This window comes from Streptomyces sp. P9-A2 (assembly GCF_036634175.1).
Taxonomy (GTDB): Bacteria; Actinomycetota; Actinomycetes; order Streptomycetales; family Streptomycetaceae; genus Streptomyces; species Streptomyces pratens.
The window spans coordinates 2,311,369-2,332,000 of record NZ_JAZIFX010000001.1; the positions used below are offsets into that span (position 1 = coordinate 2,311,369).

The following is a 20,632-nucleotide window of genomic DNA, read 5'->3' on the forward strand; positions in this document are numbered from 1 at the left end:
GCTACCGTGTGGCGGGGGAAGGAGTGTGACGTACCGTCCGTCCCGGTGCCCGGAAATCGCCGCCATTCACCCGGCAGGCCGATAACCCGGGGAGGCCGGCCCAAGATCATGTGAGCCGTTCCATATACGCCGTTCCGTCCGAGCCGCCCCGTCCGCCCGGCGTTCCGCCCGGGCGGACGGGGCGGGCAGGCGGGAACTCCCGTGCGTTGTTATGCATGGGGGACGGTGACGACGATGTGCGGGGAGGCTGTGGATGGAGCAGGGGAAACGGTGGAAGGGGCCGGAGCGGGGCGGCCGTTCACGGGCCGTGCTCGCCGCCGTGGTGGCCGCCGCCGTGCTGGGGGCCGTCGGCTGCGACGCCGTCGGCGGTGACGAGGCCGCTCCGTCCGGCGCCGGGGCGAAGAAGGCCGCGCCGGCCCCGTCGCCCACTCCGGTCTGGGACACCAGCCCCGCCTCCGTGGCCGCCGTGGGCGATTCGATCACGACCGGTTTCGACGCGTGCGCTGTGTTGACGGACTGTCCCGAGGTGTCGTGGGCGACGGGCGGCAGCGAGAAGGTCGACAGTCTGGCGGTGCGGCTGCTGGGCCCGGCGGGGGCGGCCGAGCGGAGCTGGAACTACGCGGTCACCGGGGCGCGGATGGCGGACCTGCCCGGTCAGATGGCCCGGGCGGTGGGCCGGAAGCCGGAGTTGGTGGCCGTGATGGCCGGGGCCAACGACGCCTGCCGGGCCACCACATCGGCGATGACGCCGGTGGCCGGCTTCCGCGCGGACTTCGAGGAAGCGATACACACCCTGCGCAAGGCGCTGCCCAAGGCCCAGGTGTACGTGGCGAGCGTGCCGGACCTGAAGCGGCTGTGGGCGCAGGGGCGGACCAGTGAGATGGGCAAGCAGGTGTGGAAGCTCGGCATCTGCCCGTCGATGCTGGGCGATCCGGACGCCCTGGACGCGGCTGCGAACGAGCGGCGCGCGACGGTGCAGGACCGGGTGGAGGAGTACAACAAGGCGCTGGAGGAGGTCTGCGCCGAGGACGAGCGGTGCCGCTACGACGGCGGGGCGGTGTACGAGTACAGGTTCGGCACCACGCAGTTGAGCCGCTGGGACTGGTTCCACCCCAGCATCGACGGTCAGGCCCGGCTGGCGGAGATCGCCCACCGTACGGTCACGGCGACGAAGCCGTGACTTATCGTTTCGCACATGAACGAACTCTTCGGCACACTTTCCGACGGCACTCCGGTGCACCGCTGGACCCTGGAGCGGGCCGGCGTACGCGTACGGGTGCTGTCGTACGGCGGGATCGTGCAGGCCGTCGAGGTGCCGGACCGGGAGGGCCGGACCGGGAACGTGGTGCTGGGCTTTTCCGGCCTGGACGGCTATCTCGCCCATCCGGGACCGTACTTGGGCGCCCTGATCGGGCGGTACGCCAACCGCATCGCGGGCGCCCGCTTCCCGCTGGACGGCCGGGTCCACACGCTCGCCCCGAACAACGGGCCGAACTCGCTGCACGGCGGTGAGCGGGGCTTCGACAAGCGCGTGTGGGACGTGACGCCGGTGACACACGGCCTGCGCCTCACCCTGGTCTCCGCGGACGGCGAGGAGGGCTTCCCCGGCCGCCTGGAGATGTCGGTGACGTACACCCTGGACGAGCGGGGCGCGCTGGGGATCGGGTACGAGGCGGTGACGGACGCGCCGACGGTGGTGAACCCGACGAACCACTCGTACTGGAACCTGGCCGGGTCCGGGTCCGGGTCCGGGTCCGATGCCGGAACCGATGTGGGACCCGACGCCGGCTCCGGCCCTCGCTCCGGCGCCGCGGCCGGACACGAACTGCGCCTCGCCGCCTCCCGCTTCACCCCCGTCGACGCGGATCTGATCCCGGCCGGTGACCACCAGGACGTGACCGGCACCCGCTTCGACTTCCGCGAGGCGCGCGGGGCCGGCACCGGGTACGACCACAATTACGTGCTCGACAAGGGCGTGACGCCGACACCGGTGGAGGTCGCCGAACTGTACGACCCGGGTTCCGGGCGGGTGCTCACGGTGGCGACCACCGAACCCGGGATGCAGGTCTACACCGCCGACCACATCGGGGAGCCCTTCGCTCCCGGTGCCGGCATCGCGCTGGAGACGCAGCACTTCCCGGACTCCCCGAACCGGCCCGACTTCCCGAGCACGGTCCTGCGGCCGGGCGGGACGTTCCGCTCGGAGACGGTGTACGGCTTCGCGGTGCGTTAGGGCCTGTCCGGCGGATCATGCCGGAGACGCGAGGGCCGGCACGCCCTCCTCCGCCTTGCGGCTGGACGCTCCCCCACGCTCGAACATGCTCGCGCGGGAGGTGCCCCCATCGCCCTCGCTCGGCCCAGCCGGAAAGGCGCCGCCAGTTGCCTCCGACTCGATCCGCCGGACAGACCCTGGCGGGGACCGCTCCCCCGGATCCGTCCGGGTGACATACATGAGCCCCGGCCCGGGGTCAGGGTCCCGGACCGGGGCTGCTCATGCAGAGGGATACCCCGACCTACGGGAGCTACCCCGATTCAGAAGGTAATCGTCGCGGTGACCCCGCGGTCCGCGATCGAGCATTCGATCGGGAGTTCGTACGAACCCTTCACAAAGGGCCACGATGTGGTCACCTCGGCGTACTCTCAGTGTCCGTCCCGGCTCAGTGTCCGTCCCGGCTGATCTGCGGAGACGGCTGCGACGGCGCCCCGGACGTCCCAGGCGCCTCGGCGCCGTCGTCGTCCCTGGTCTCCTCGCCGAGCAGGTCCCGTGCCATGAGGGTGGCGCCGGCGACCGCGCCCGGCATCAGGAACACGGCGACGAACGGGACGAGGAAGGCCAGTCCCAGCGGCGTGCCGAAGCCCCAGACGAGGGTCTTGCGGCCCCTCAGCAGGGCCAGCCGCGCCCGCAGTTCGACCCCGCGCCGTTGCAGGGCCACCGCCGCCAGTTCCTCGGTGAGGAAGAACCCGGTGACCATGAACCCGATCACCGGTACGACGGTCTGCCCGACGAACGGGATGAATCCGAGCGCGAAGAGCAGCACCGCCCAGAGCAGGGCCCGCACGACGATCCGGAGGCTGTCCCGGCCGGAGATCCACAGGTCCCGCCACAGCGGCAGATCGGACTCGGGGGCGGTGCCGTCGGGCGAGACGTCCCGGTCGACCTTCTCGGAGAGGCTGTCGTAGAAGGGCTGCCCGATGAGCAGGGTCACGGCGGTGAAGGTGATGACGGAGAGCAGCAGGCCGAGCGCGAAGAGGAGGACGATGAGCAGTCCGCGGAACAGTCCGAGCCAGGGGCTGGACCAGTCGTCCGCGAACGGTGTCGCCCAGCCGACGAAGTCCGCTCCCCACATGGCCAGCGCGAGCAGCGCCGCCACGTAGAGCACCAGCGTGATCAGTCCCGGCAGCAGGCCGAAACCGTACTGCTTGCCGTGCCGGGCGACCCAGCGCTGGCCTTTCAGGAGATACCGGAAACCCACCCCAAGATCGCGCATGGGGGAACTATAGGGGCCCGTCGTCGGCGTGTCGTCGGCCGGTGGTCCGGTCATCGGCCGACGCCCGGCCGGGCGTCGGCCGGGCGTCGTCTTCAGGGCTGGCGTCAGAGCTTGACGATCATCTTTCCGGTGTTGTCGCCCCGCAGGACGCCCAGGAACGCCTCGAGGTTGTTCTCGATGCCCTCGACGACGGTCTCCCGGTACTTGAGCTCGCCCGAGGCGATCCAGCCGCCGACCTCCCGCACGAAGTCCGGCCGCAGGTCGTTGTGGTCGCTCACCAGGAAGCCCTCGATGCGGCCGCGGGTCTGGATGAGACGGGCGAGGTTGCGCGGGCCCGGCGCCGGCTCCGTGTTGTTGTAGACGGAGATCATCCCGCACACGGCGATCCGTCCGCCCCGGTTCAGCGAACCGATCGCGGCCTCCAGGTGGTCCCCGCCGACGTTGTCGAAGTAGACGTCGACGCCGTCCGGCACGGCTTCGCGCAGTTGCCGGCTCACCGGGCCGTTCTTGTAGTTGAACGCGGCGTCGAATCCGTACTCCTCGACGAGCAGGGCGACCTTCTCGTCGGATCCGGCTGAGCCGATCACCCGCGAGGCGCCCTTGAGCTTCGCGAGCTGCCCCACCTGGCTGCCGACGGCACCGGCGGCACCGGACACGAAGACGGTGTCGCCCTCCTTGAGGGCGGCGACGCGCAGCAGTCCCGCGTACGCGGTGAGCCCCGGCATGCCCAGCACGCCCAGGTAGGTGGAGAGCGGCGCGGCCCCGGCGTCCACCTTGGCGGCGCTCTTGGCGTCCACCAGCGCGTACTCGCGCCAGCCGAGGCCGTGCAGCACGTGGTCGCCGACGGCCAGTCCTTCCGCGCCGGAGGCGACGACCTCGCCGACGGCACCGCCCTGCATGGCCTCGCCCACCGCGTACGGCGCCACGTAGGACTTGGCGTCACTCATCCTTCCACGCATATAAGGGTCGACGGAGAGGTACATGTTCCGCACCAGTACCTGGCCCTCCCCCGGCGTGGGGATCTCCGCCTCGACCAGGGCGAAGTCCTCGGGCTTCGGCCGGCCTACGGGCCGGCTCGCCAGGTGCCATGCGCGGCCGGTGGTGGGGAGTGCGGGGGTGTCGGACATGGGGTGGGGCCTCTCCTCGAATGCTTCATTACCTGAAACAACCATGCCGTTGAATATTTCAGGATGTCAAGCATGTGGGTACCCTGAGAGCATGGCCACCACACCCAGTTCCCCCGGACGCCCCGACGACCTCACCCTGGAGGTCGTCGGCCTCATCGGCTCGGTGGTGGCCCGCTACCACGAGGAGTACGAGGAGGCGGCGGCCGGACACGACCTCACCGGCGCGCAGGCCCGGCTCCTGAGCCTGCTCTGCCTGGAGCCCCTGCCGATGCGGAAGCTCGCCCACCGCCTGAAGTGCGAGCCGTCGAACGTCACCGGCATCGTCGACCGCCTGGAGTCCCGCGGTCTGGCCGAGCGCCGCCCGGACCCGGCGGACCGCCGCGTGAAGGTGGCGGCGGCGACGCGGGAGGGCCGCAGGGTGGCCCGCGGCCTGCGCGAGTCGCTGCGCTTCGCCCGCGAGCCGCTGGCCGCCCTCACGGACGAGGAACGCCGCTCCCTGCGCGACATCCTGCGGACGATGCTGGACACCGAGGGAACGGTGCCCGAAGGCCGGGAGTGAGCGGCCGTCAGGTGCACCACCACAGGAAGCGGTCGCAGGTCTCCGAGGGTTCCGGCTCCGGGTCCGGGTCGGCGTCCGGGTCCTGTTCGGGGTCCTGTTCGGGCTTCGTGGGGTCCGGGTCGTCCGGGTCGGCCGGGGTGTCCGGCCGACCCGAGGGCTCCTGCGGCCGGCCGGTCGCCGGGTCGGCCGAGGAGGTGTCCGCGGGCGCCGACGAGGTCGCCTCGCCGGGCTCGCCCTCCGCCTCCGCCGATTCCCCGCCCGTCGGCGACTGCGAGACCGACGGCGAGCCGGACACCTCCGGGGAGGGGGACGTCGCGGACGCGTCCGCGCCCACAGCGGGAACGCCGCTCGACTGCGGCGCCGGCTCGGTCCCGACCGGTCCGCCGGCCGGTGTCTCGTCCCCGGCCACCGCCGGCTCGGACTTCGACCCGGACGCGTCCAGCCCCAGCTCCGCGAGGCTCAACGCGCCCGCCGCCAGGACGAACCCCGCAACGACCAGCAACGAACGCCGCCGTCGCCTGCGGTGCGCCGCGGCCTTGGCGTCCCGGCGGCTCGCACCCGCCCCTGCCACTTCGTCACCTTCGTCCGCGGCCGGGACGACCTCGCCCGCGGGGTCCGCGGGCAGCGGGGGCGGGGGGTTCTCGTCCCGCCCCCGCTGCCCGGGTCCGGCGGCCCCACCGGCCTCGCCAGGTCCCGGGGCCGCCCCCGGGTCCGGCTCGCGTCCGCGGTCCGGACCAGGTCCGGATTCCGGATCCGGATCCGACGGGTCGTTCTCGTACGCCGTCCGGGAGGCGTCGGAAGCCTCCGGGCGGGCCGGGAGGGTTTTTTCGGCGGGGGTGCCGCACCCAGGGCAGGCGAGGGCGCCGTTGAGGTGCCTTCGGCACGGGTGGCAGTAGTCCATGTCGGGTGAAGGCTAAGTTCCGCTCACGTCCGGTTCCTAGAGCAGGCTGTGAAGGTTTGGTAGGGACGCTTGCCCATAGGTTTCGAAACTGTCGAAACCGTTATGCGCGAGACCCATTGACACCCCCGCCGCCCCGTCCTTACTGTCACGCCAGCATTTCGAACGTGTGACGAAATATCGAACATGCCGAGCCGAACCATCGAACGATCACAGGGTCCACAACGCAGCGAGGGGCAACTGCCGTGCGTATCACCGGAATCAGCACACACGTGGTCGGGACGCCGTGGCGCAACCTGACGTACGTCCAGGTGCACACCGACGAGGGGATCACGGGAGTCGGCGAGACCCGGATGCTGGGGCACACCGACGCCCTGCTGGGTTATCTGAAGGAAGCCGAGGTCAACCACATTCTCGGCTCGGACCCGTTCGCTGTCGAGGACCTGGTCCGCCGGATGAAGTACGGCGACTTCGGCCGGGCCGGCGAGATCGTGATGTCCGGTATCGCCGTGGTCGAGATGGCCTGCTGGGACATCAAGGGCAAGGCCCTCGGCGTCCCCGTCTGGCAGTTGCTCGGCGGGAGGGTGACCGACAAGGTCAAGGCGTACGCCAACGGCTGGTACACCACGGAGCGCACCCCGGAGGCGTACCACAAGGCCGCGCAGGCGGTGGTGGAGCGCGGCTACCGGGCCCTGAAGATCGACCCGTTCGGCACCGGGCACTTCGAACTCGACCGCAAGGAGACCCTGTACGCCATTTCCCTGATCGAGGCGGTCCGCGACGCCATCGGCCCCGAGGCCGAGCTGATGCTGGAGATGCACGGCCGTTTCTCCCCCGCCACCGCCGTCCGCCTCGCGCGGGAGCTGGCGCCGTTCGATCCGGCCTGGCTGGAGGAGCCGGTTCCGCCGGAGAACCTCAAGGCGCTGGAGAAGGTCGCCGCCAAGGTCGACATCCCCCTCGCCACCGGTGAACGCGTCCACGACCGCATCGAGTTCCGTGAGCTGTTCGAGAGCCAGGCCGTCGACATCCTGCAGCCGGACGTCGGCCACATCGGCGGCATCTGGGAGACGCGCAAGCTCGCCGCGACCGCCGAGACCCACTACATGCTGGTCGCGCCGCACAACGTCGGCGGCCCGGTGCTCACCGCCGCGTCCCTCCAGGTCGGCTTCACCTCACCGAACTTCAAGATCCTGGAGCACTTCAACGACTTCGCCGACGCGGAGATCAAGAAGGTCGTCAAGGGCGCCCCGCAGGTGAACCCGGAGGACGGCTGCTTCCACCTCTCCGACGCCCCCGGCCTCGGTGTGGAGCTGGACGTCGACGCGGCGGCCGAGTTCCCGCAGCAGCAGGCCCGGTTCGACCTGTGGGCCGAGGGCTGGGAGCAGCGCAAGCCCACGTCCGGCTCCGAGGGCACGAAGTGACCGGGCGGACAGGCGGCCCCCCGGCCGCTCCCGCGGCCCCCCGCGCGGCCGGGGACTCCGTCGCCGTCGTCGTCGACGGCCCCGGCGCGCACCGCCTGGTCGCGCACGAGCCGCGCGACCCCGGCCCCGGCGAGGCGCTGGTCCGGGTGCACGCGACCGGCATCTGCGGCAGTGACCGCGAGGTGTACCAGGGCAACCGCCCTGAGGGATACGTGCGTTATCCGCTCACGCCGGGTCACGAGTGGTCCGGCACCGTGGAGCGGGTGGGTGAGGGCGTGCCCGCCTCGCTCACCGGCCGCAAGGTCGTGGGAGAGGGTTTCCGGAACTGCCAGGTGTGCGACCGCTGCCACGCCGGCGAGACGACACTGTGCTCGGCGGGCTACGAGGAGACCGGGTTCACCCGACCGGGGGCGATGGCCGCCACGCTGACCCTCCCGGCCCGTCTGCTGCACGTCCTGCCGGACGGCGCCGACCTCACCGCGGCGGCGCTGCTGGAGCCGGCGGCCTGTATCGCCGCCGCCGCGCTCAAGGCGAACGCCGTGCCCGGTGAGCGGGTCGCCGTGGTCGGCACGGGGACCCTCGGCATGTTCGCGGTGCAGTTCCTGCGCGCGAACTCCCCGGCCGAACTGCTGGTCGTCGGTACCCGCGACGACCGGGAGGAGCTGTCCCGGCGGTACGGCGCCACCGACTTCCGCACCAAGGACCGGGAACTCCCGGACGACTTCGACGTGGTGATCGAGACCGCCGGGTCCGCCGGCGCGGCCCGCACGGCCGCCGCGCTGCTGAGGCGCGGCGGGCGGCTCGTCCTGACGGGCATCCCGGCACCGGGCGCGGACGGTCTCGACCCGACGGACCTGGTCGTACGGCAACTGGAGGTGCACACCGTGTTCGGGGCGCCGCCGGACGCCTGGGCGCACACGGTGCGGGTGTTCGCCGCCGGGCTGCTCGATCCGCTGCCGCTGGTCACCCACGAGCTGCCGCTGGCCGGGTTCTCCGAGGCCATCGAGCTGGTGGGGTCCGGCGACCCGAAGGTGGGCAAGGTCCTGTTGCGTCCCTAGGGCGCCCGGTCGTGCGCCGGTGCGGGGCGTCCTGACCACCCCCCGTACCGGCGCACCCGCCCTCCTCTCTCCCGCTCGCCTCCGTCCGCCTCCGTCCGCCGACCGTGCCCCGCCCGCCCCCTCTCACGGGCCGCTCCCCCCACGGGCCGCCTTCTCCCACGGGCTGCGAACCTCGTCCGACATACCGAACAAAAGGACATCTTGTGACCGACGCTTCCGCCAAGCCGGCCCGCGGGCCCGGTGAGCAGGCGCTCACCGCGCTCGGCCTGGGCGCTCCCGCCCCCGACCCCGCCGACGCCTCGCCGCACTCCTTCCCCGGCGGCGGCCGCTGGCGCACCGAGGTTCCCTCCTGCGAGGGGCCCGAGGCGCTGGGGGTGGTCCTGAAGGAGGCCTCCCGGCTGGACGTGCCGATCCACCGGATCAGCCAGGGCAGCGGCGTCTGGATGCTGACCGACGTCGAGATCACCGAGATGGTCGAGGCCACCGCCGAGCGGGACATCGAGCTCTGCCTGTTCACCGGCCCGCGGGGCACCTGGGACATCGGCGGCTCCACCCGCACCGACTCGCGCGGCGCCGGCCTGCGCGCCCGGGGCCACGACGCGGTCGCCGGCTGCGTCGAGGACGCGGTACGGGCGACGGAGTTGGGGGTCAAGTGCCTGCTCGTCGCCGACGAGGGGGTGCTGTGGACGCTGCACCGGGCGCGGGTGGCCGGGATCATTCCGCAGGACACCACCTTGAAGGTCTCGGCCCTCATCGGACCGGTCAACCCGGCCTCGTACGCGGTGTACGAGCAGCTCGGCGCCGACTCGATCAACGTGCCCAGCGATCTGACGCTGGATCATCTCACCGAGATCAGAAGGGTGTCGGCCACCCCGATGGACATGTACATCGAGGCCCCCGACGACCTCGGCGGCTATGTCCGGATGTACGAGGTGGCCGAACTGATCCGGCGCGGTGCGCCGTTGTACCTGAAGTTCGGCCTGTCCAAGGCGCCCGGGATCTATCCGTACGGGCACCACATGCGGGACGTCACCCTCGCCAGCGCCAAGGAGCGGGTGCGGCGCGGCCGGCTCGCCCTGGACCTGCTCGCCCGCCACGGCGCGGACGGCGACATGGACCCGCTCGGTTCACGGCTCCCGGGGGATCTGCGCAGGTTCGGCATCTCGTCATAACGTTCCGGAAACTCGGCTTCACAGAAGCAGACACAGACGCGCACAATCCCACACACTCCTTTCGCGGGATTGCCCGGCACCTTCTTCTCACCGCACCGCCCCGCAGCACCCCGCACCGCAGCTTCATCGCCAAATCACTTGGTCCGAAAGCGACTTCGCACCTCCGGGCCGCCCTGCACACACATCGAGGATGATGATCATGCGTAACCGCAGAGCCGTCACCGCCGCCATAGCCACCGCCGCCTCCCTCGCCCTCACCCTGTCCGCCTGCGGTCAGAGCGGTGAGGGCGGCGGCGAGGACGACAAGGGTGGCTCCGATGGAGCGACCATCGGCATCGCGATGCCGACCAAGTCCTCCGAGCGCTGGATAGCCGACGGCAAGTACGTCGTGAAGGAGGTGGAGTCCAAGGGCTACAAGACCAAGCTGGTCTTCGGCGAGGACGACCCGGACCAGCAGGTCGCCCAGGTCGAGAACCTGATCACGCAGGGCGTCAAAGCGCTGATCGTCGCGGCGATCGACAACAAGTCGCTGAACAACGTCCTGCAGCAGGCCAAGGACGCCGACATCCCGGTGATCTCCTACGACCGCCTGATCCTCGGCACGGAGAACGTCGGCTACTACGCCTCGTTCGACAACGAGAAGGTCGGCGAACTCCAGGGCGACTACATCGCCGACAAGCTCGGTCTGAAGGACGGCAGCGAGAAGGGCCCCTTCAACATCGAGCTGTTCGCCGGCTCCAACGACGACAACAACACCCGCTACTTCTTCCAGGGCGCGATGAACGCCCTGCAGCCGTACATCGACAAGAAGCAGCTCGTCGTCCGGTCCGGCCAGACCGAGCTCAACCAGGTCACCACCCTGCGCTGGGACGGCGGCACCGCCCAGAAGCGCATGGACGACATCCTGACCTCGTCCTACAAGAGCGAGCGGGTCGACGCGGTCCTCTCCCCGTACGACGGCATCTCCATCGGCATCCTGTCGGCGCTGAAGTCGGACGACTACGGCTCCAAGAACAAGCCGCTGCCGATCGTCACCGGCCAGGACGCCGAGGTCGCCTCGGTGAAGTCGATCATCGCCGACCAGCAGTCCATGACGGTCTACAAGGACACCCGTGAGCTCGCCAAGGTCGCCGCGAACATGGTCGACGCGCTCCTGAACGACAAGAAGCCCGAGGTCAACGACACCAAGTCCTACGACAACGGCGTGAAGGTCGTGCCGGCCTACCTGCTGGAGCCGGTCGCCGTGGACAAGAGCAACTACCAGGAGACCGTGGTCGACTCCGGCTACATCAAGGAGAGCGACCTCAAGTAGCCGGCCCCGGCACACCGCCGTCACCTACGGATTGGAAGGCACGACCATGGCGGGACCCGTCCTGGAAATGCGCTCGATCGTCAAGACCTTTCCCGGCGTCAAGGCGCTGTCGGACGTCACTCTGACCGTCCAGCAGGGCGAGGTCCACGCCATCTGCGGCGAGAACGGCGCCGGCAAGTCGACCCTCATGAAGGTCCTCTCCGGCGTCCACCCGCACGGCACCTACGAGGGGGAGGTCCTCTTCGAGGAGGACCTCTGCCGGTTCAAGGACATCAGGGCCAGCGAGCAGCAGGGCATCGTCATCATCCACCAGGAGCTCGCCCTGGTGCCGTACCTCTCCCTCGCGGAGAACATCTTCCTCGGCAACGAGCACGCCCGGCGCGGCTTCGTCGACTGGCACGAGACGCTGCGGCACGCCACCGAACTGCTGCGCCGGGTGGGGCTCGACGACCACCCGGACACCCGGGTCGCCGACATCGGCGTGGGCAAGCAGCAACTGGTGGAGATCGCCAAGGCGTTGTCGAAGAAGGTGAAGCTGCTCATCCTCGACGAGCCGACCTCGGCGCTCAACGACGAGGACAGCGGCAAGCTGCTCGACCTGATCCTCCAGCTGAAGGCCCAGGGCATCACCTCGATCATCATCTCCCACAAGCTGAACGAGATCCGCGCGGTCGCCGACTCGGTGACCATCCTGCGGGACGGGCGGACCATCGAGACGCTCGACGTGAAGGCCCCGGAGACCACCGAGGACCGGATCATCAGCGGGATGGTCGGCCGCGACCTCGAGCACCGCTTCCCGGAGCGGACCCCGCACCACCCCGAGGAGGGCATCGCCCCCGCTCTCGAGGTGCGCAACTGGACCGTGCACCACCCGATCGACCAGCAGCGCAAGGTCGTCGACGACGTGTCGCTGCGGGTCCGGCGCGGCGAGATCGTCGGCATCGCCGGCCTGATGGGCGCCGGCCGCACCGAACTGGCGATGAGCCTGTTCGGCCGCACCTACGGCCGGTACGCGGGCGGCACCGTGCTGCGGGACGGCCGGGAGATCCGTACCAAGACCGTCCCCGAGGCGGTGCGGCACGGCATCGCGTACGTCACCGAGGACCGCAAGCACTACGGCCTCAACCTCATCGACACCATCAACCGCAACATCTCGCTCAGCGCGCTGGGCAAGGTCGCCAGGCGAGGGATCGTGGACGAGCACGCGGAGCGTCAGGTCGCCGAGGGCTTCCGCACGTCGATGAACATCAAGACGCCGACGGTCTTCGAGCCGGTGGGCAAGCTGTCCGGGGGCAACCAGCAGAAGGTCGTCCTCAGCAAGTGGATCTTCGCCGGTCCCGAGGTGCTGATCCTGGACGAGCCGACCCGCGGTATCGACGTCGGCGCCAAGTACGAGATCTACAAGGTCATCGACCAACTGGCCGCCGAGGGCAAGGCGGTCGTCTTCATCTCCTCCGAGCTGCCCGAACTGCTCGGCATGTGCGACCGCATCTACACGATGGCCGCCGGGCGGCTGACCGGGGAGTTCTCGCGGGCCGAGGCCTCCCAGGAATCGCTGATGCGCCGGATGACGAAGGACAAAGAGGTAACCCGATGAGCACGGATGTCACCGACAAGACCCCGGCCGCCGCGCCGCCGGGCAGGAACGGGGCGGGCACCGGTGACGGCCTGCTCCAGCTGATGCTGGACGGCATGCGCCGCAACATGCGCCAGTACGGCATGCTGATCGCCCTCGGCCTGATCGTGGCGCTGTTCGCGGTGTGGACCGAGGGCGACCTGCTGCTGCCGCGCAACGTGTCCAACCTGGTGGTGCAGAACAGCTACATCCTGATCCTGGCGATCGGCATGATGCTGGTCATCATCGCCGGCCACATCGACCTGTCGGTCGGCTCGCTGACGGCGTTCGTCGGCTCGATGGCCGCCGTGTTCATGGTCCGCAACGACCTGCCCTGGCCCGTCGCGGTACTGCTGTGCCTGGCGGTGGGCGCGATCGCGGGCGCGGTACAGGGGTGGTTCATCGCGTACGGCGGACTGCCGTCGTTCATCGTGACCCTGGCGGGCATGCTCACCTTCCGCGGTCTGACCGAGATCTTCCTCGACGGCCAGACCCTCGGCCCGTTCCCGAAGGGGCTGCAGACGACCGCCAACGGCTTCCTGCCCGAGGTCGGACCGAACACGAACTACCACAACCTCACCCTGTTGCTCGGCCTCGGACTGATAGCCCTCGTGGTGCTCCAGGAGGTCCGCGACCGGCGCCGCCAGCAGGGGTTCGCGCTCGACGTCCTGCCCGTCAAGCTGTTCCTGCTGAAACTGGTGGCGCTCACCGCCGCCATCCTCACCGTCACGCTGCTGCTGGCCAGCTACAAGGGCGCCCCGATCGTGCTGCTGATCCTGGGCGCGCTGCTCGTCGGCTTCGGTTACGTGATGCGCAACGCCGTCATCGGCCGCCACATCTACGCCATCGGCGGCAACCTACCCGCGGCCAAGCTGTCGGGCGTGCGGGACAAGAAGGTCACCTTCCTGGTGTTCCTGAACATGGGCATGCTCGCGGCCCTGGCGGGTCTGGTCTTCGCCGCCCGCTTCAGCGTGGCCTCGCCCAAGGCCGGCCTCAACTTCGAACTCGAGGCGATCGCGGCCGCGTTCATCGGCGGCGCGTCGATGAGCGGCGGTGTCGGCACCGTGCTCGGCGCGGTCATCGGCGGTCTGGTCCTGGGCGTGCTGAACAACGGTATGAACCTCGTCGGCGTCGGCACCGACTGGCAGCAGGTCATCAAGGGCCTGGTGCTCCTGGCGGCGGTCGGCTTCGACGTGTGGAACAAGCGCAAGGTCGGTTCTTGACATGCTCCCTGGCCTAAGGCCCAGGGATTCCGGTCTGGGCCGTCTGACCCTTCCGGGGGCTTCCTGCTTCACCGCGCTGTGCGGGCACACGTGCCCGTCTTACCGGCACTCCACAGGCGTTTCGCGTCTCCGCCCGTCCGGCGGCGACGATACGGCGTCCTTCGAACAGGACGTTGCAGGCCGCGTTGCGGTCACGGTCGTGCACGGTGCCGCACGCCCCGCACGTCCACTCCCTCACGTGCAGGGGTTTGGGACCGTCCCGGAAGCCGCAGGCCGAGCAGATCTGAGAGGACGGGAAAGCACGGTCCACCTGGGCGAAGGTGCGGCCGTGCTTGACCGCCTTGTACTCCAGCATCCGGACGAACGCGGACCATCCCGCGTCGTACACGGACTTGGCAAGCCGGGTGCGGCCGAGACCGGACACCGCGAGGTCCTCCACGTACACCGCTTGGTTGTCGCGGATGATTTGTGTGGATGCCTTGTGTTGGAAGTCCCGGCGCTGGTTCGCGACCTTCGCGTGACAGCGTGCGACCTTGCGGCGGGCCTTGGCCCAGTTCTTCGATCCTTTCGTCTTCCGAGACAGCTCCCGCTGACCGCGCTTGAGCTTCTTCTCCGCCCGGCGCAGGAAGCGCGGGCTTCCGATCTTCCGCCCGTCGGAGAGGACTGCGAAGGCGGTCAGGCCGAGGTCGATACCGGTATCGATCTCTCCCTTGGGGAGAAGGTCCGGTTCGGTGTCCACGACGAAGCTGAGGAAGTGCCGTCCACAGCTGTCCCGGGTGACGGTCAACGACGTGGGTGCGGCCGGAAGCGGGCGGGACCACCTCACCGCCAGTTCACCGACCTTGGCCACATACACCGTGCCGTTCTCCCTCAGAGAGAAGGCGCTGGCGGTGAGACGGACCGACTGACGGGTGTCCTTCTTCGACTTGTAGCGGGGAGGGCCTGCCTTGCGGCCCTTCCGCTTGCCTTTGAGGCTGTCGAAGAAGTTCTTGTAGGCGGCATCCAGATCCCGCAGGGACTGCTGCAGGACAACCGCGGAGACATCGGCGAACCAGGCGCGCTCGTCGGTGCGCTTGGCCTGGGTGATGCGCAGCCGGGACAGCTCCGCCGACGTCACGTACGGCAGCCCGGCCGCGTGCGCTTCCTTCCGGTCGCGCAGGCAGTCGTTCCACACCACACGGGCACACCCGAAGGCACGTGCCAGCGCACGGCGCTGGGAGGCATCCGGGTAGGCCCGATAGTTATAGCGAAGCTGCACGAACCAAAACGCTACGGCCATTTCCCTCAACGCGTCACGGAACAACGAAAGGCATATAAGACGCATTACTTCCATGAGGGAGAGATGCGCTTGATTCTTGTGACGCGGTACCGGCACGAGATGTTGACATGCTGCGCAGAGGTCATGCGCACGGTCTGCGAGGAAGGGGAAATGAAGAAGTTCGGCGGGCGATCACGACCACGTTCACCTCCTGATCCGCCACTCCATCGAACAGCAACAACGTGCGCTCTGAGGTGCACGTCAAAACAGCCTTGAGACGCCTTCGCCCCCGGCGTATGCGCTGAGGCCCTTCTGTAAGAGTCCTCGGTCAGTCAGCTCGGGCCCGCCGGACGGCGGGGCCCCTTCGCTTTCGGGAGTTGCACATGGAACTGAGCAGACGCACGGTCATCGCAGGAGCCGGAGCGGCGGCGGCCGGAGCGGCCGCCACCACCGCCCTCGGCGGTACGGCCCACGCCTCACCGGGCAGGGGGAAGCCGGCGCGGACCCTCTTCGGCCGGCTCGCGGACGGCACGAAGGTGCACAGCTGGTCGCTGGCCAACGGCGGGACCCGGCTGAAGGTCCTGTCCTACGGCGGCATCGTCCAGTCCCTGGAGGTCCCCGACCGCCGGGGCCGCCACGCCAACGTCTCCCTCGGCTTCGACACCCTCGAGGAGTACGTCGCCTCCAGCCCGTACTTCGGCGCCCTGATCGGCCGCTACGGCAACCGGATCGGCAAGGGCCGCTTCACCCTCGACGGCACGGCCCACCAGCTCTCCGTCAACGACGGCGCCAACAGCCTGCACGGGGGCGACCGGGGCTTCGACAAGCGGGTCTGGGACGTCGAGCCGTTCACCGAGGGCTCCGATGTCGGACTGCGCCTGTCCTACGTCAGCGCCGACGGCGAGATGGGCTACCCGGGCACCCTGCGGACGAAGGTGACGTACACCCTCACCCGGCACGGCGACTGGCGTATCGACTACGCGGCCACCACCGACCGGGCCACCGTCGTCAACCTCACCAGCCACGTCTACTGGAACCTCGCCGGCGAGAGCAGCGGTTCCATCGGCGACCACGAACTGTCCATCGCCGCCGCCCGCTACACGCCGGTCGACGCGGGGCTGATCCCCACGGGTGAACGGGCCCGGGTCGGCGGCACCCCCTTCGACTTCCGCGGCGCCAAGCCGGTCGGCCGGGACCTCCGCGTCGCCCACCCACAGGTGCTGTACGGGCAGGGGTTCGACCACAACTGGGTGCTCGACAAGGGTGTCACCACCCGCCCCGGGCACGCCGCCACCCTGCGCGACCCGTCCTCCGGCCGCACCCTGCGGATCGCCACCACCGAGCCCGGACTGCAGTTCTACTCCGGCAACTTCCTCGACGGCACCCTCGTCGGCACCGGCGGGCGGGTCTACCGCCAGGGCGACGGGCTGTGCCTGGAGACCCAGCACTTCCCGGACTCGCCGAACCAGCCGTCCTTCCCGTCGACCGTGCTGCGGCCGGGCGAGACATACCGGACGACGACGGTGCACTCGTTCGACACCTGAGCCCCGAACCCGGGCCCGCACGGGTCCTGACGGGCCCTTGCGCGGTTCCTGGCGCGGGTCCTGACGGCCCTCGAGGAGGGCCGGCCCGCGGAGGCGTGACGCATAAACCCCGCCCGGGGTTCACGTCGTCACACTTTTTTCACACCGGTTGAACAGCGCCACACCCCCCTCCGTATGTACGGGTGGCCCGTGCTCCCCCGCGCGGGCCACCCACGCATGACGGGCCCGGTACATCCCCGGCGGGCCCGCCGTACACGGAGGTTCCATGGCCGACAACGTCGCCTCGTTGTTCCGCAGCAACGCGGCGCACAGCCCTTCGATGGCTGCGCTGGCTCGGGAGAGCGACGGGGCCGGCCTGGTGGACTTCTGCATTCCCTGCAATCCGTACTTCCCCACCCCCGCCATGTTCGAGGACATGGCGACGCGGCTGCGCGAGATCATCACGTACTACCCGAGCAGCGCCGACACCATCACGGCCGAGCTGTGCAGCCTGCTCCGGCTCCCGCCGCAGTGCGTGGCGATGGGCAACGGATCGACGGAACTCATCACCTGGATCGACCACCTGCTGGTCCGCGAGTCCCTCGCCGTCCCCGTCCCCACCTTCGGCCGCTGGACCGACCAGCCCATGGAGACCGGCAAGCGGGTCGACATGTTCCCGCTCCAGGAGTCCGGCGGTTTCGCCCTCGACCTCGCCCAGTACGCCGAGTTCATCCGCGCGCGGGGCACCAAGGTCGCGGTGATCTGCAACCCCAACAACCCCGACGGCGGCTTCCTGCACAAGCACGCGATCGTGCAGTTCATGGACGCGATGGCCGACCTCGACCTGGTGGTGATCGACGAGTCGTTCCTGGAGTTCGCCGACGCCGAGGTGGAACCGTCGGTGGTGCAGGAGGCGATGCTGCGCCCCAACGTCATCGTCCTGCGCAGCCTCGGCAAGAACTTCGGACTGCACGGCATCCGGTTCGGCTACCTCGTCGCCAACCCCTCGCTCGCCGGCCGCATCCGCTCGATGCTGCCGAAGTGGAACCTCAACTCCTTCGCCGAGCACGTGGTGTTCATGCTGAAGGAACACGGGACCGAATACCAGCAGAGCCTCCACCAGGTGCGCCGCGACCGGATGGACATGTCCGGCCAGCTCTCCTCACTGCCCGGTCTGACGGTCTACCCGTCCCAGGGCAACTTCCTCTTCGTGCGCCTCCCCGTGGGCGCCGAAGGCACCGTGGTCCGGGACCGCATGCTCACCGAGCACCGGCTCCTGGTCCGCGAGTGCGGCAACAAGATCGGCTCCTCCAGCCGCTTCCTGCGTCTCGTGGTACGTCCGCAGGTGGACGTACGCCGCCTGGTGTCCGGCCTGGAACAGGTGCTCTACGGGACCTCCAGGAGGGGAGCCGCCGTGCCCGAGCAGGCCACAGGGACCGGCTACAGCTCGGGCACGGCGGCGGTGGACCGCCTGTTCAGCGAGACCAACGGCGCCGGTACCCAGGGCCTCGCCGCCCAGGCCATCGGCGCCGGTACGGGGGCGCCGGGCCTGCCCGCCGCTCCGGCCGCCGGCATCGGCATGCCGCTCCCCGCCGTCCCGTCCCAGGTTCCGATGGGTACGAGCGGCGGGATGCCCATGCCGGCGGCAGCCTCGTCGGGGCCGCAGCAGATGCCCCAGCAGGCACCACAGCCCGTGCAAGCCCCGCCCATGCAGGCCCCGCCCGTGCCGTCCCCGCCCGTGCCGCAACAGCCGATTCCCCAGCAAATACCGCAGCAAATGCCCCAGCAGGTGTCTCAACAGATGCCGCAGCACCCTCTGGCGGCTCCGGTTCAGGCTCCGGTCCCCGCGCCCGCCCCGATGCCCGCCGCGGCGTCGTACCCGTCCCAGCAGATGCCCACCGGTCCCACGCCGCCCGGGGTTCCCGCCCGTGGCGGTCTGACGGCGGCGCAGGTCAGGGGCACCGACGGTCTGTCCCAGGCCCCGGGGACCGGCTGGTCCGGACCACAGAGCTGGCCGGAGGCGGCGGGCATGGCCCCGCTGAGCTGACAAGAGCCCCCCACGGGATCCACGGACGCGTCGGGGTGCCGAGCACGCACCCCGACGCACCTGGGTTCCGGACCGGTCGGTCAGACCGGGTTGAGCCGCCACTGCTGGCAGGTGTTGTTCAGCCAGGTCCACTGCCGTACGTCGGCCGAGTCAGCGGTGGAGCAGTCGGCGACGTCGGCGACCTTTCCACTGGCCTGGTTGACGATCCGGACGTGGCCGCTGTCGGTGGCGACGAACCGGAACCGCTGGCAGGTGTTGTTCAGCCACGACCACTGGCGCAGGTCTGCCCCGTCGACGGCGGAGCAGTTCTCGGTGTCCAGCACCTTGCCGCCGGCGACGTTGACCAGCCGGTGGGTGTCGTCGCCGAGATCCTCCAGCCGCCAGCGCTGGTTGGCTCCGCCGTTGCAGGCGTACTGCTGCACATTGGCTCCGTCGGCGGTCGAACTCCCGGCGACTTCGAGGCACTTGCCGCTGTTGCGGTTGGTGAGGGTGTAGGTGGCGGTGACGGCCGACGGCTCGCCCGAGGGTCCGGTCTGGCTCGCCCCGAGCCGTACGGGCGTACCGAGGTTCGGTGAGCCGTCGGAAGTGGAGTCGTTGGCGTGTTGAAGTGCTCTCCCGGCTGAAGCCGGGAGATTCCCGCCTACCTTGCGGCAGCGGGCTTGACGCGCTGCGCGCGCCTGACGACTGCCCTCCCGGCAGCCGGGACGAGCGCGAGGCCCGTCCGGTACAGGTGCAAGACGTTGCGGGCCGCGTTGTGGTCGGCGTTGCCCGACCAGCCGCAGTCCGGGTTCCTGCACACGAACACGGCCTGGGACTCCCGGCTGCCGGGCGTGGTGAAGCCGCACGCCGAGCAGCGCCTGGAGGTGTTGGGGGCGGGGACCTTGTGCAGGGTGCCGCCGTGCCGGGCGGTCTTGTAGGTCAGCAGGGTGACCGTGCGCCCCCAGGCCTCGCCGCTGATGGCACGGTTGAGCCCGGACTTCTGGGCGACGTTCTTCCCCGGCTCCTCGATGGTGCCCCTGGCCGATCTGACCATGTTCGGGATGGTGAGTGCTTCGACCACGACGGTGGCGTAGGTGCGGGCGATGGTGGTGGTCGTGCGGTGCTGCCAGTCCAGGGCCCGGCGCTTGGCTTTCGCGCGCAGTCCCGCGATCCGGTCATAGGTGCGGTGCAGCCGGCGGCTGGTGCGCTCGCCGGGCCTGCGGCGCTGCTTGCGCCGCGCGGCGCGCTGCTCCAGATGCAGGAGCCTGGTCTTCTCCTTGTCGGTCAGCCATGCGCCGTGCTCGTACGTCTCGCCGTCCGAGAGGGCGATCGGCACGGTAATACCGACGTCGATGCCGATGTCCGGCCCCTGGTGGGGCCCGGGTGCGGCCTGAAGGGTCTGGACGCGGAAGGCGATGTGCCAGCCGAGCGCGTCCTTGATCAGCCGGGCCCCGGTGATCCGGTTCTCCACGGTGGCACGTTTGCCGACGGGCAGGTCCTTGGTCCACCGGAAGCGGACCCGGCCCACCTTGGGAAGGTTGACCTGCCCCCAGCGTCGGTGCACCCGGGTGATGTTCAGGTCCCGGCCCTGCGGGATGTCCACGGACATCACCGTGCGGATGCGGCTCTTGAAGTTCGGGGCGTCGGCCCGGTGCTCCCAGCAGTTCTTCCACGCCCGGAAGTACGTCTTGAGTACCGCCTGCGCCGCCTGCGCGGGCAGGACGACCAGGAAGTCGATGTCCTTACGGGCCTGGCGGATCGCGGCGTCCGCGTGTTTGAGTGTCCGCTTCTCCTTCGGCATCATCTGCCACCAGGCGTGCAGCAGGTTCCACAGGGTGCGGGCCGCGTGCGCCTGGTCATCCACCGCGCGAACCCCGGAAGGCGACAGTGCAAGCCGGGCACGGTGCCCGAACTGCCGCTTGACCAGGGTGTCTCGACTCACGATCACGAGA

16 protein-coding genes and 1 pseudogene are annotated in these 20,632 nt (G+C 70.0%); 11 read left to right on the forward strand and 6 right to left on the reverse strand.

The genetic code is table 11. The features are described from left to right. Window positions 1-253 precede the first annotated feature (253 nt). Window positions 254-1,180, forward strand: a complete 927-nt coding sequence (locus tag V4Y04_RS10450) for an SGNH/GDSL hydrolase family protein (RefSeq protein WP_332427237.1) — start codon at window positions 254-256, stop codon at window positions 1,178-1,180. A 15-nt stretch (window positions 1,181-1,195) separates the two neighbouring features. Continuing rightward, window positions 1,196-2,233, forward strand: coding sequence for an aldose epimerase family protein (locus V4Y04_RS10455; protein ID WP_332427239.1), 1,038 nt, complete (start codon window positions 1,196-1,198; stop codon window positions 2,231-2,233). Between the two features lie 424 nt (window positions 2,234-2,657). Here V4Y04_RS10455 and V4Y04_RS10460 read toward each other — a convergent pair whose 3' ends face one another. Both V4Y04_RS10460 and V4Y04_RS10465 read right to left on the reverse strand, forming a co-directional pair. Beyond that, window positions 2,658-3,488: an EI24 domain-containing protein gene (locus V4Y04_RS10460; protein WP_332427240.1), complete on the reverse strand. Its 831-nt coding sequence runs from the start codon at window positions 3,486-3,488 to the stop codon at window positions 2,658-2,660. A 104-nt stretch (window positions 3,489-3,592) separates the two neighbouring features. Further along, the gene (locus V4Y04_RS10465; protein ID WP_332427241.1) at window positions 3,593-4,615 is read right to left on the reverse strand and encodes an NADP-dependent oxidoreductase; all 1,023 of its coding nucleotides are present in this window, start codon (window positions 4,613-4,615) and stop codon (window positions 3,593-3,595) included. 91 nt (window positions 4,616-4,706) lie between these two features. Between V4Y04_RS10465 and V4Y04_RS10470 the strand changes: the two genes are divergently transcribed. Then, window positions 4,707-5,174 carry a MarR family winged helix-turn-helix transcriptional regulator gene (locus V4Y04_RS10470; RefSeq protein WP_332427242.1) on the forward strand — a complete coding sequence of 156 codons (468 nt, stop codon included), beginning with the start codon at window positions 4,707-4,709 and terminating at the stop codon, window positions 5,172-5,174. Between the two features lie 7 nt (window positions 5,175-5,181). Here the strand turns inward: V4Y04_RS10470 and V4Y04_RS37720 are convergent, their stop codons facing one another. Continuing rightward, a complete protein-coding gene (locus tag V4Y04_RS37720) occupies window positions 5,182-6,075 on the reverse strand; it encodes an SCO2400 family protein (RefSeq protein ID WP_443079984.1) in 894 nt (297 codons plus the stop codon). Window positions 6,076-6,317: 242 nt separating this feature from the next. Between V4Y04_RS37720 and V4Y04_RS10480 the strand changes: the two genes are divergently transcribed. The 6 genes from V4Y04_RS10480 to mmsB all read left to right on the forward strand — a co-directional run bounded on the left by V4Y04_RS10480 (window position 6,318) and on the right by mmsB (window position 13,873). Then, window positions 6,318-7,493, forward strand: a complete 1,176-nt coding sequence (locus tag V4Y04_RS10480; RefSeq protein ID WP_332427244.1) for a mandelate racemase/muconate lactonizing enzyme family protein — start codon at window positions 6,318-6,320, stop codon at window positions 7,491-7,493. Next, on the forward strand, window positions 7,490-8,551 hold the full coding sequence (locus V4Y04_RS10485; protein ID WP_443079985.1) for a zinc-dependent alcohol dehydrogenase: 1,062 nt from the start codon (window positions 7,490-7,492) through the stop codon (window positions 8,549-8,551). Before V4Y04_RS10480 ends, V4Y04_RS10485 begins: the two co-directional genes overlap by 4 nt. A gap of 203 nt (window positions 8,552-8,754) precedes the next feature. Beyond that, complete coding sequence (locus V4Y04_RS10490) at window positions 8,755-9,723, forward strand: hypothetical protein (protein ID WP_332427245.1); 969 nt, start codon at window positions 8,755-8,757, stop codon at window positions 9,721-9,723. A gap of 199 nt (window positions 9,724-9,922) precedes the next feature. After that, a complete protein-coding gene (gene chvE, locus V4Y04_RS10495; RefSeq protein WP_332427247.1) occupies window positions 9,923-11,035 on the forward strand; it encodes a multiple monosaccharide ABC transporter substrate-binding protein in 1,113 nt (370 codons plus the stop codon). Between the two features lie 46 nt (window positions 11,036-11,081). Continuing rightward, window positions 11,082-12,632, forward strand: a complete 1,551-nt coding sequence (gene mmsA / locus V4Y04_RS10500) for a multiple monosaccharide ABC transporter ATP-binding protein (protein WP_332427248.1) — start codon at window positions 11,082-11,084, stop codon at window positions 12,630-12,632. Next, window positions 12,629-13,873 (forward strand): multiple monosaccharide ABC transporter permease, encoded by a 1,245-nt coding sequence (mmsB, locus tag V4Y04_RS10505; RefSeq protein WP_332427250.1) that lies wholly within the window; start codon window positions 12,629-12,631, stop codon window positions 13,871-13,873. The genes mmsA and mmsB overlap by 4 nt, the downstream gene beginning before the upstream one ends. A 13-nt stretch (window positions 13,874-13,886) precedes the next feature. Here mmsB and V4Y04_RS10510 read toward each other — a convergent pair whose 3' ends face one another. Further along, window positions 13,887-15,131: an RNA-guided endonuclease InsQ/TnpB family protein gene (locus V4Y04_RS10510; RefSeq protein WP_332427251.1), complete on the reverse strand. Its 1,245-nt coding sequence runs from the start codon at window positions 15,129-15,131 to the stop codon at window positions 13,887-13,889. Window positions 15,132-15,514: 383 nt separating this feature from the next. On the opposite strand from V4Y04_RS10510, the gene V4Y04_RS10515 reads away from it, so the two are divergent. Both V4Y04_RS10515 and V4Y04_RS10520 read left to right on the forward strand, forming a co-directional pair. Continuing rightward, on the forward strand, window positions 15,515-16,675 hold the full coding sequence (locus V4Y04_RS10515; RefSeq protein WP_332427252.1) for an aldose epimerase family protein: 1,161 nt from the start codon (window positions 15,515-15,517) through the stop codon (window positions 16,673-16,675). Between the two features lie 265 nt (window positions 16,676-16,940). After that, the gene (locus tag V4Y04_RS10520; RefSeq protein WP_332427253.1) at window positions 16,941-18,701 is read left to right on the forward strand and encodes a pyridoxal phosphate-dependent aminotransferase; all 1,761 of its coding nucleotides are present in this window, start codon (window positions 16,941-16,943) and stop codon (window positions 18,699-18,701) included. A gap of 80 nt (window positions 18,702-18,781) precedes the next feature. Here the strand turns inward: V4Y04_RS10520 and V4Y04_RS10525 are convergent. Further along, window positions 18,782-19,285 (reverse strand): annotated as a pseudogene (locus V4Y04_RS10525) (RICIN domain-containing protein); the annotation flags it as partial. Between the two features lie 56 nt (window positions 19,286-19,341). Then, window positions 19,342-20,622 (reverse strand): RNA-guided endonuclease InsQ/TnpB family protein, encoded by a 1,281-nt coding sequence (locus tag V4Y04_RS10530; protein WP_332427254.1) that lies wholly within the window; start codon window positions 20,620-20,622, stop codon window positions 19,342-19,344. Window positions 20,623-20,632: the final 10 nt, after the last annotated feature.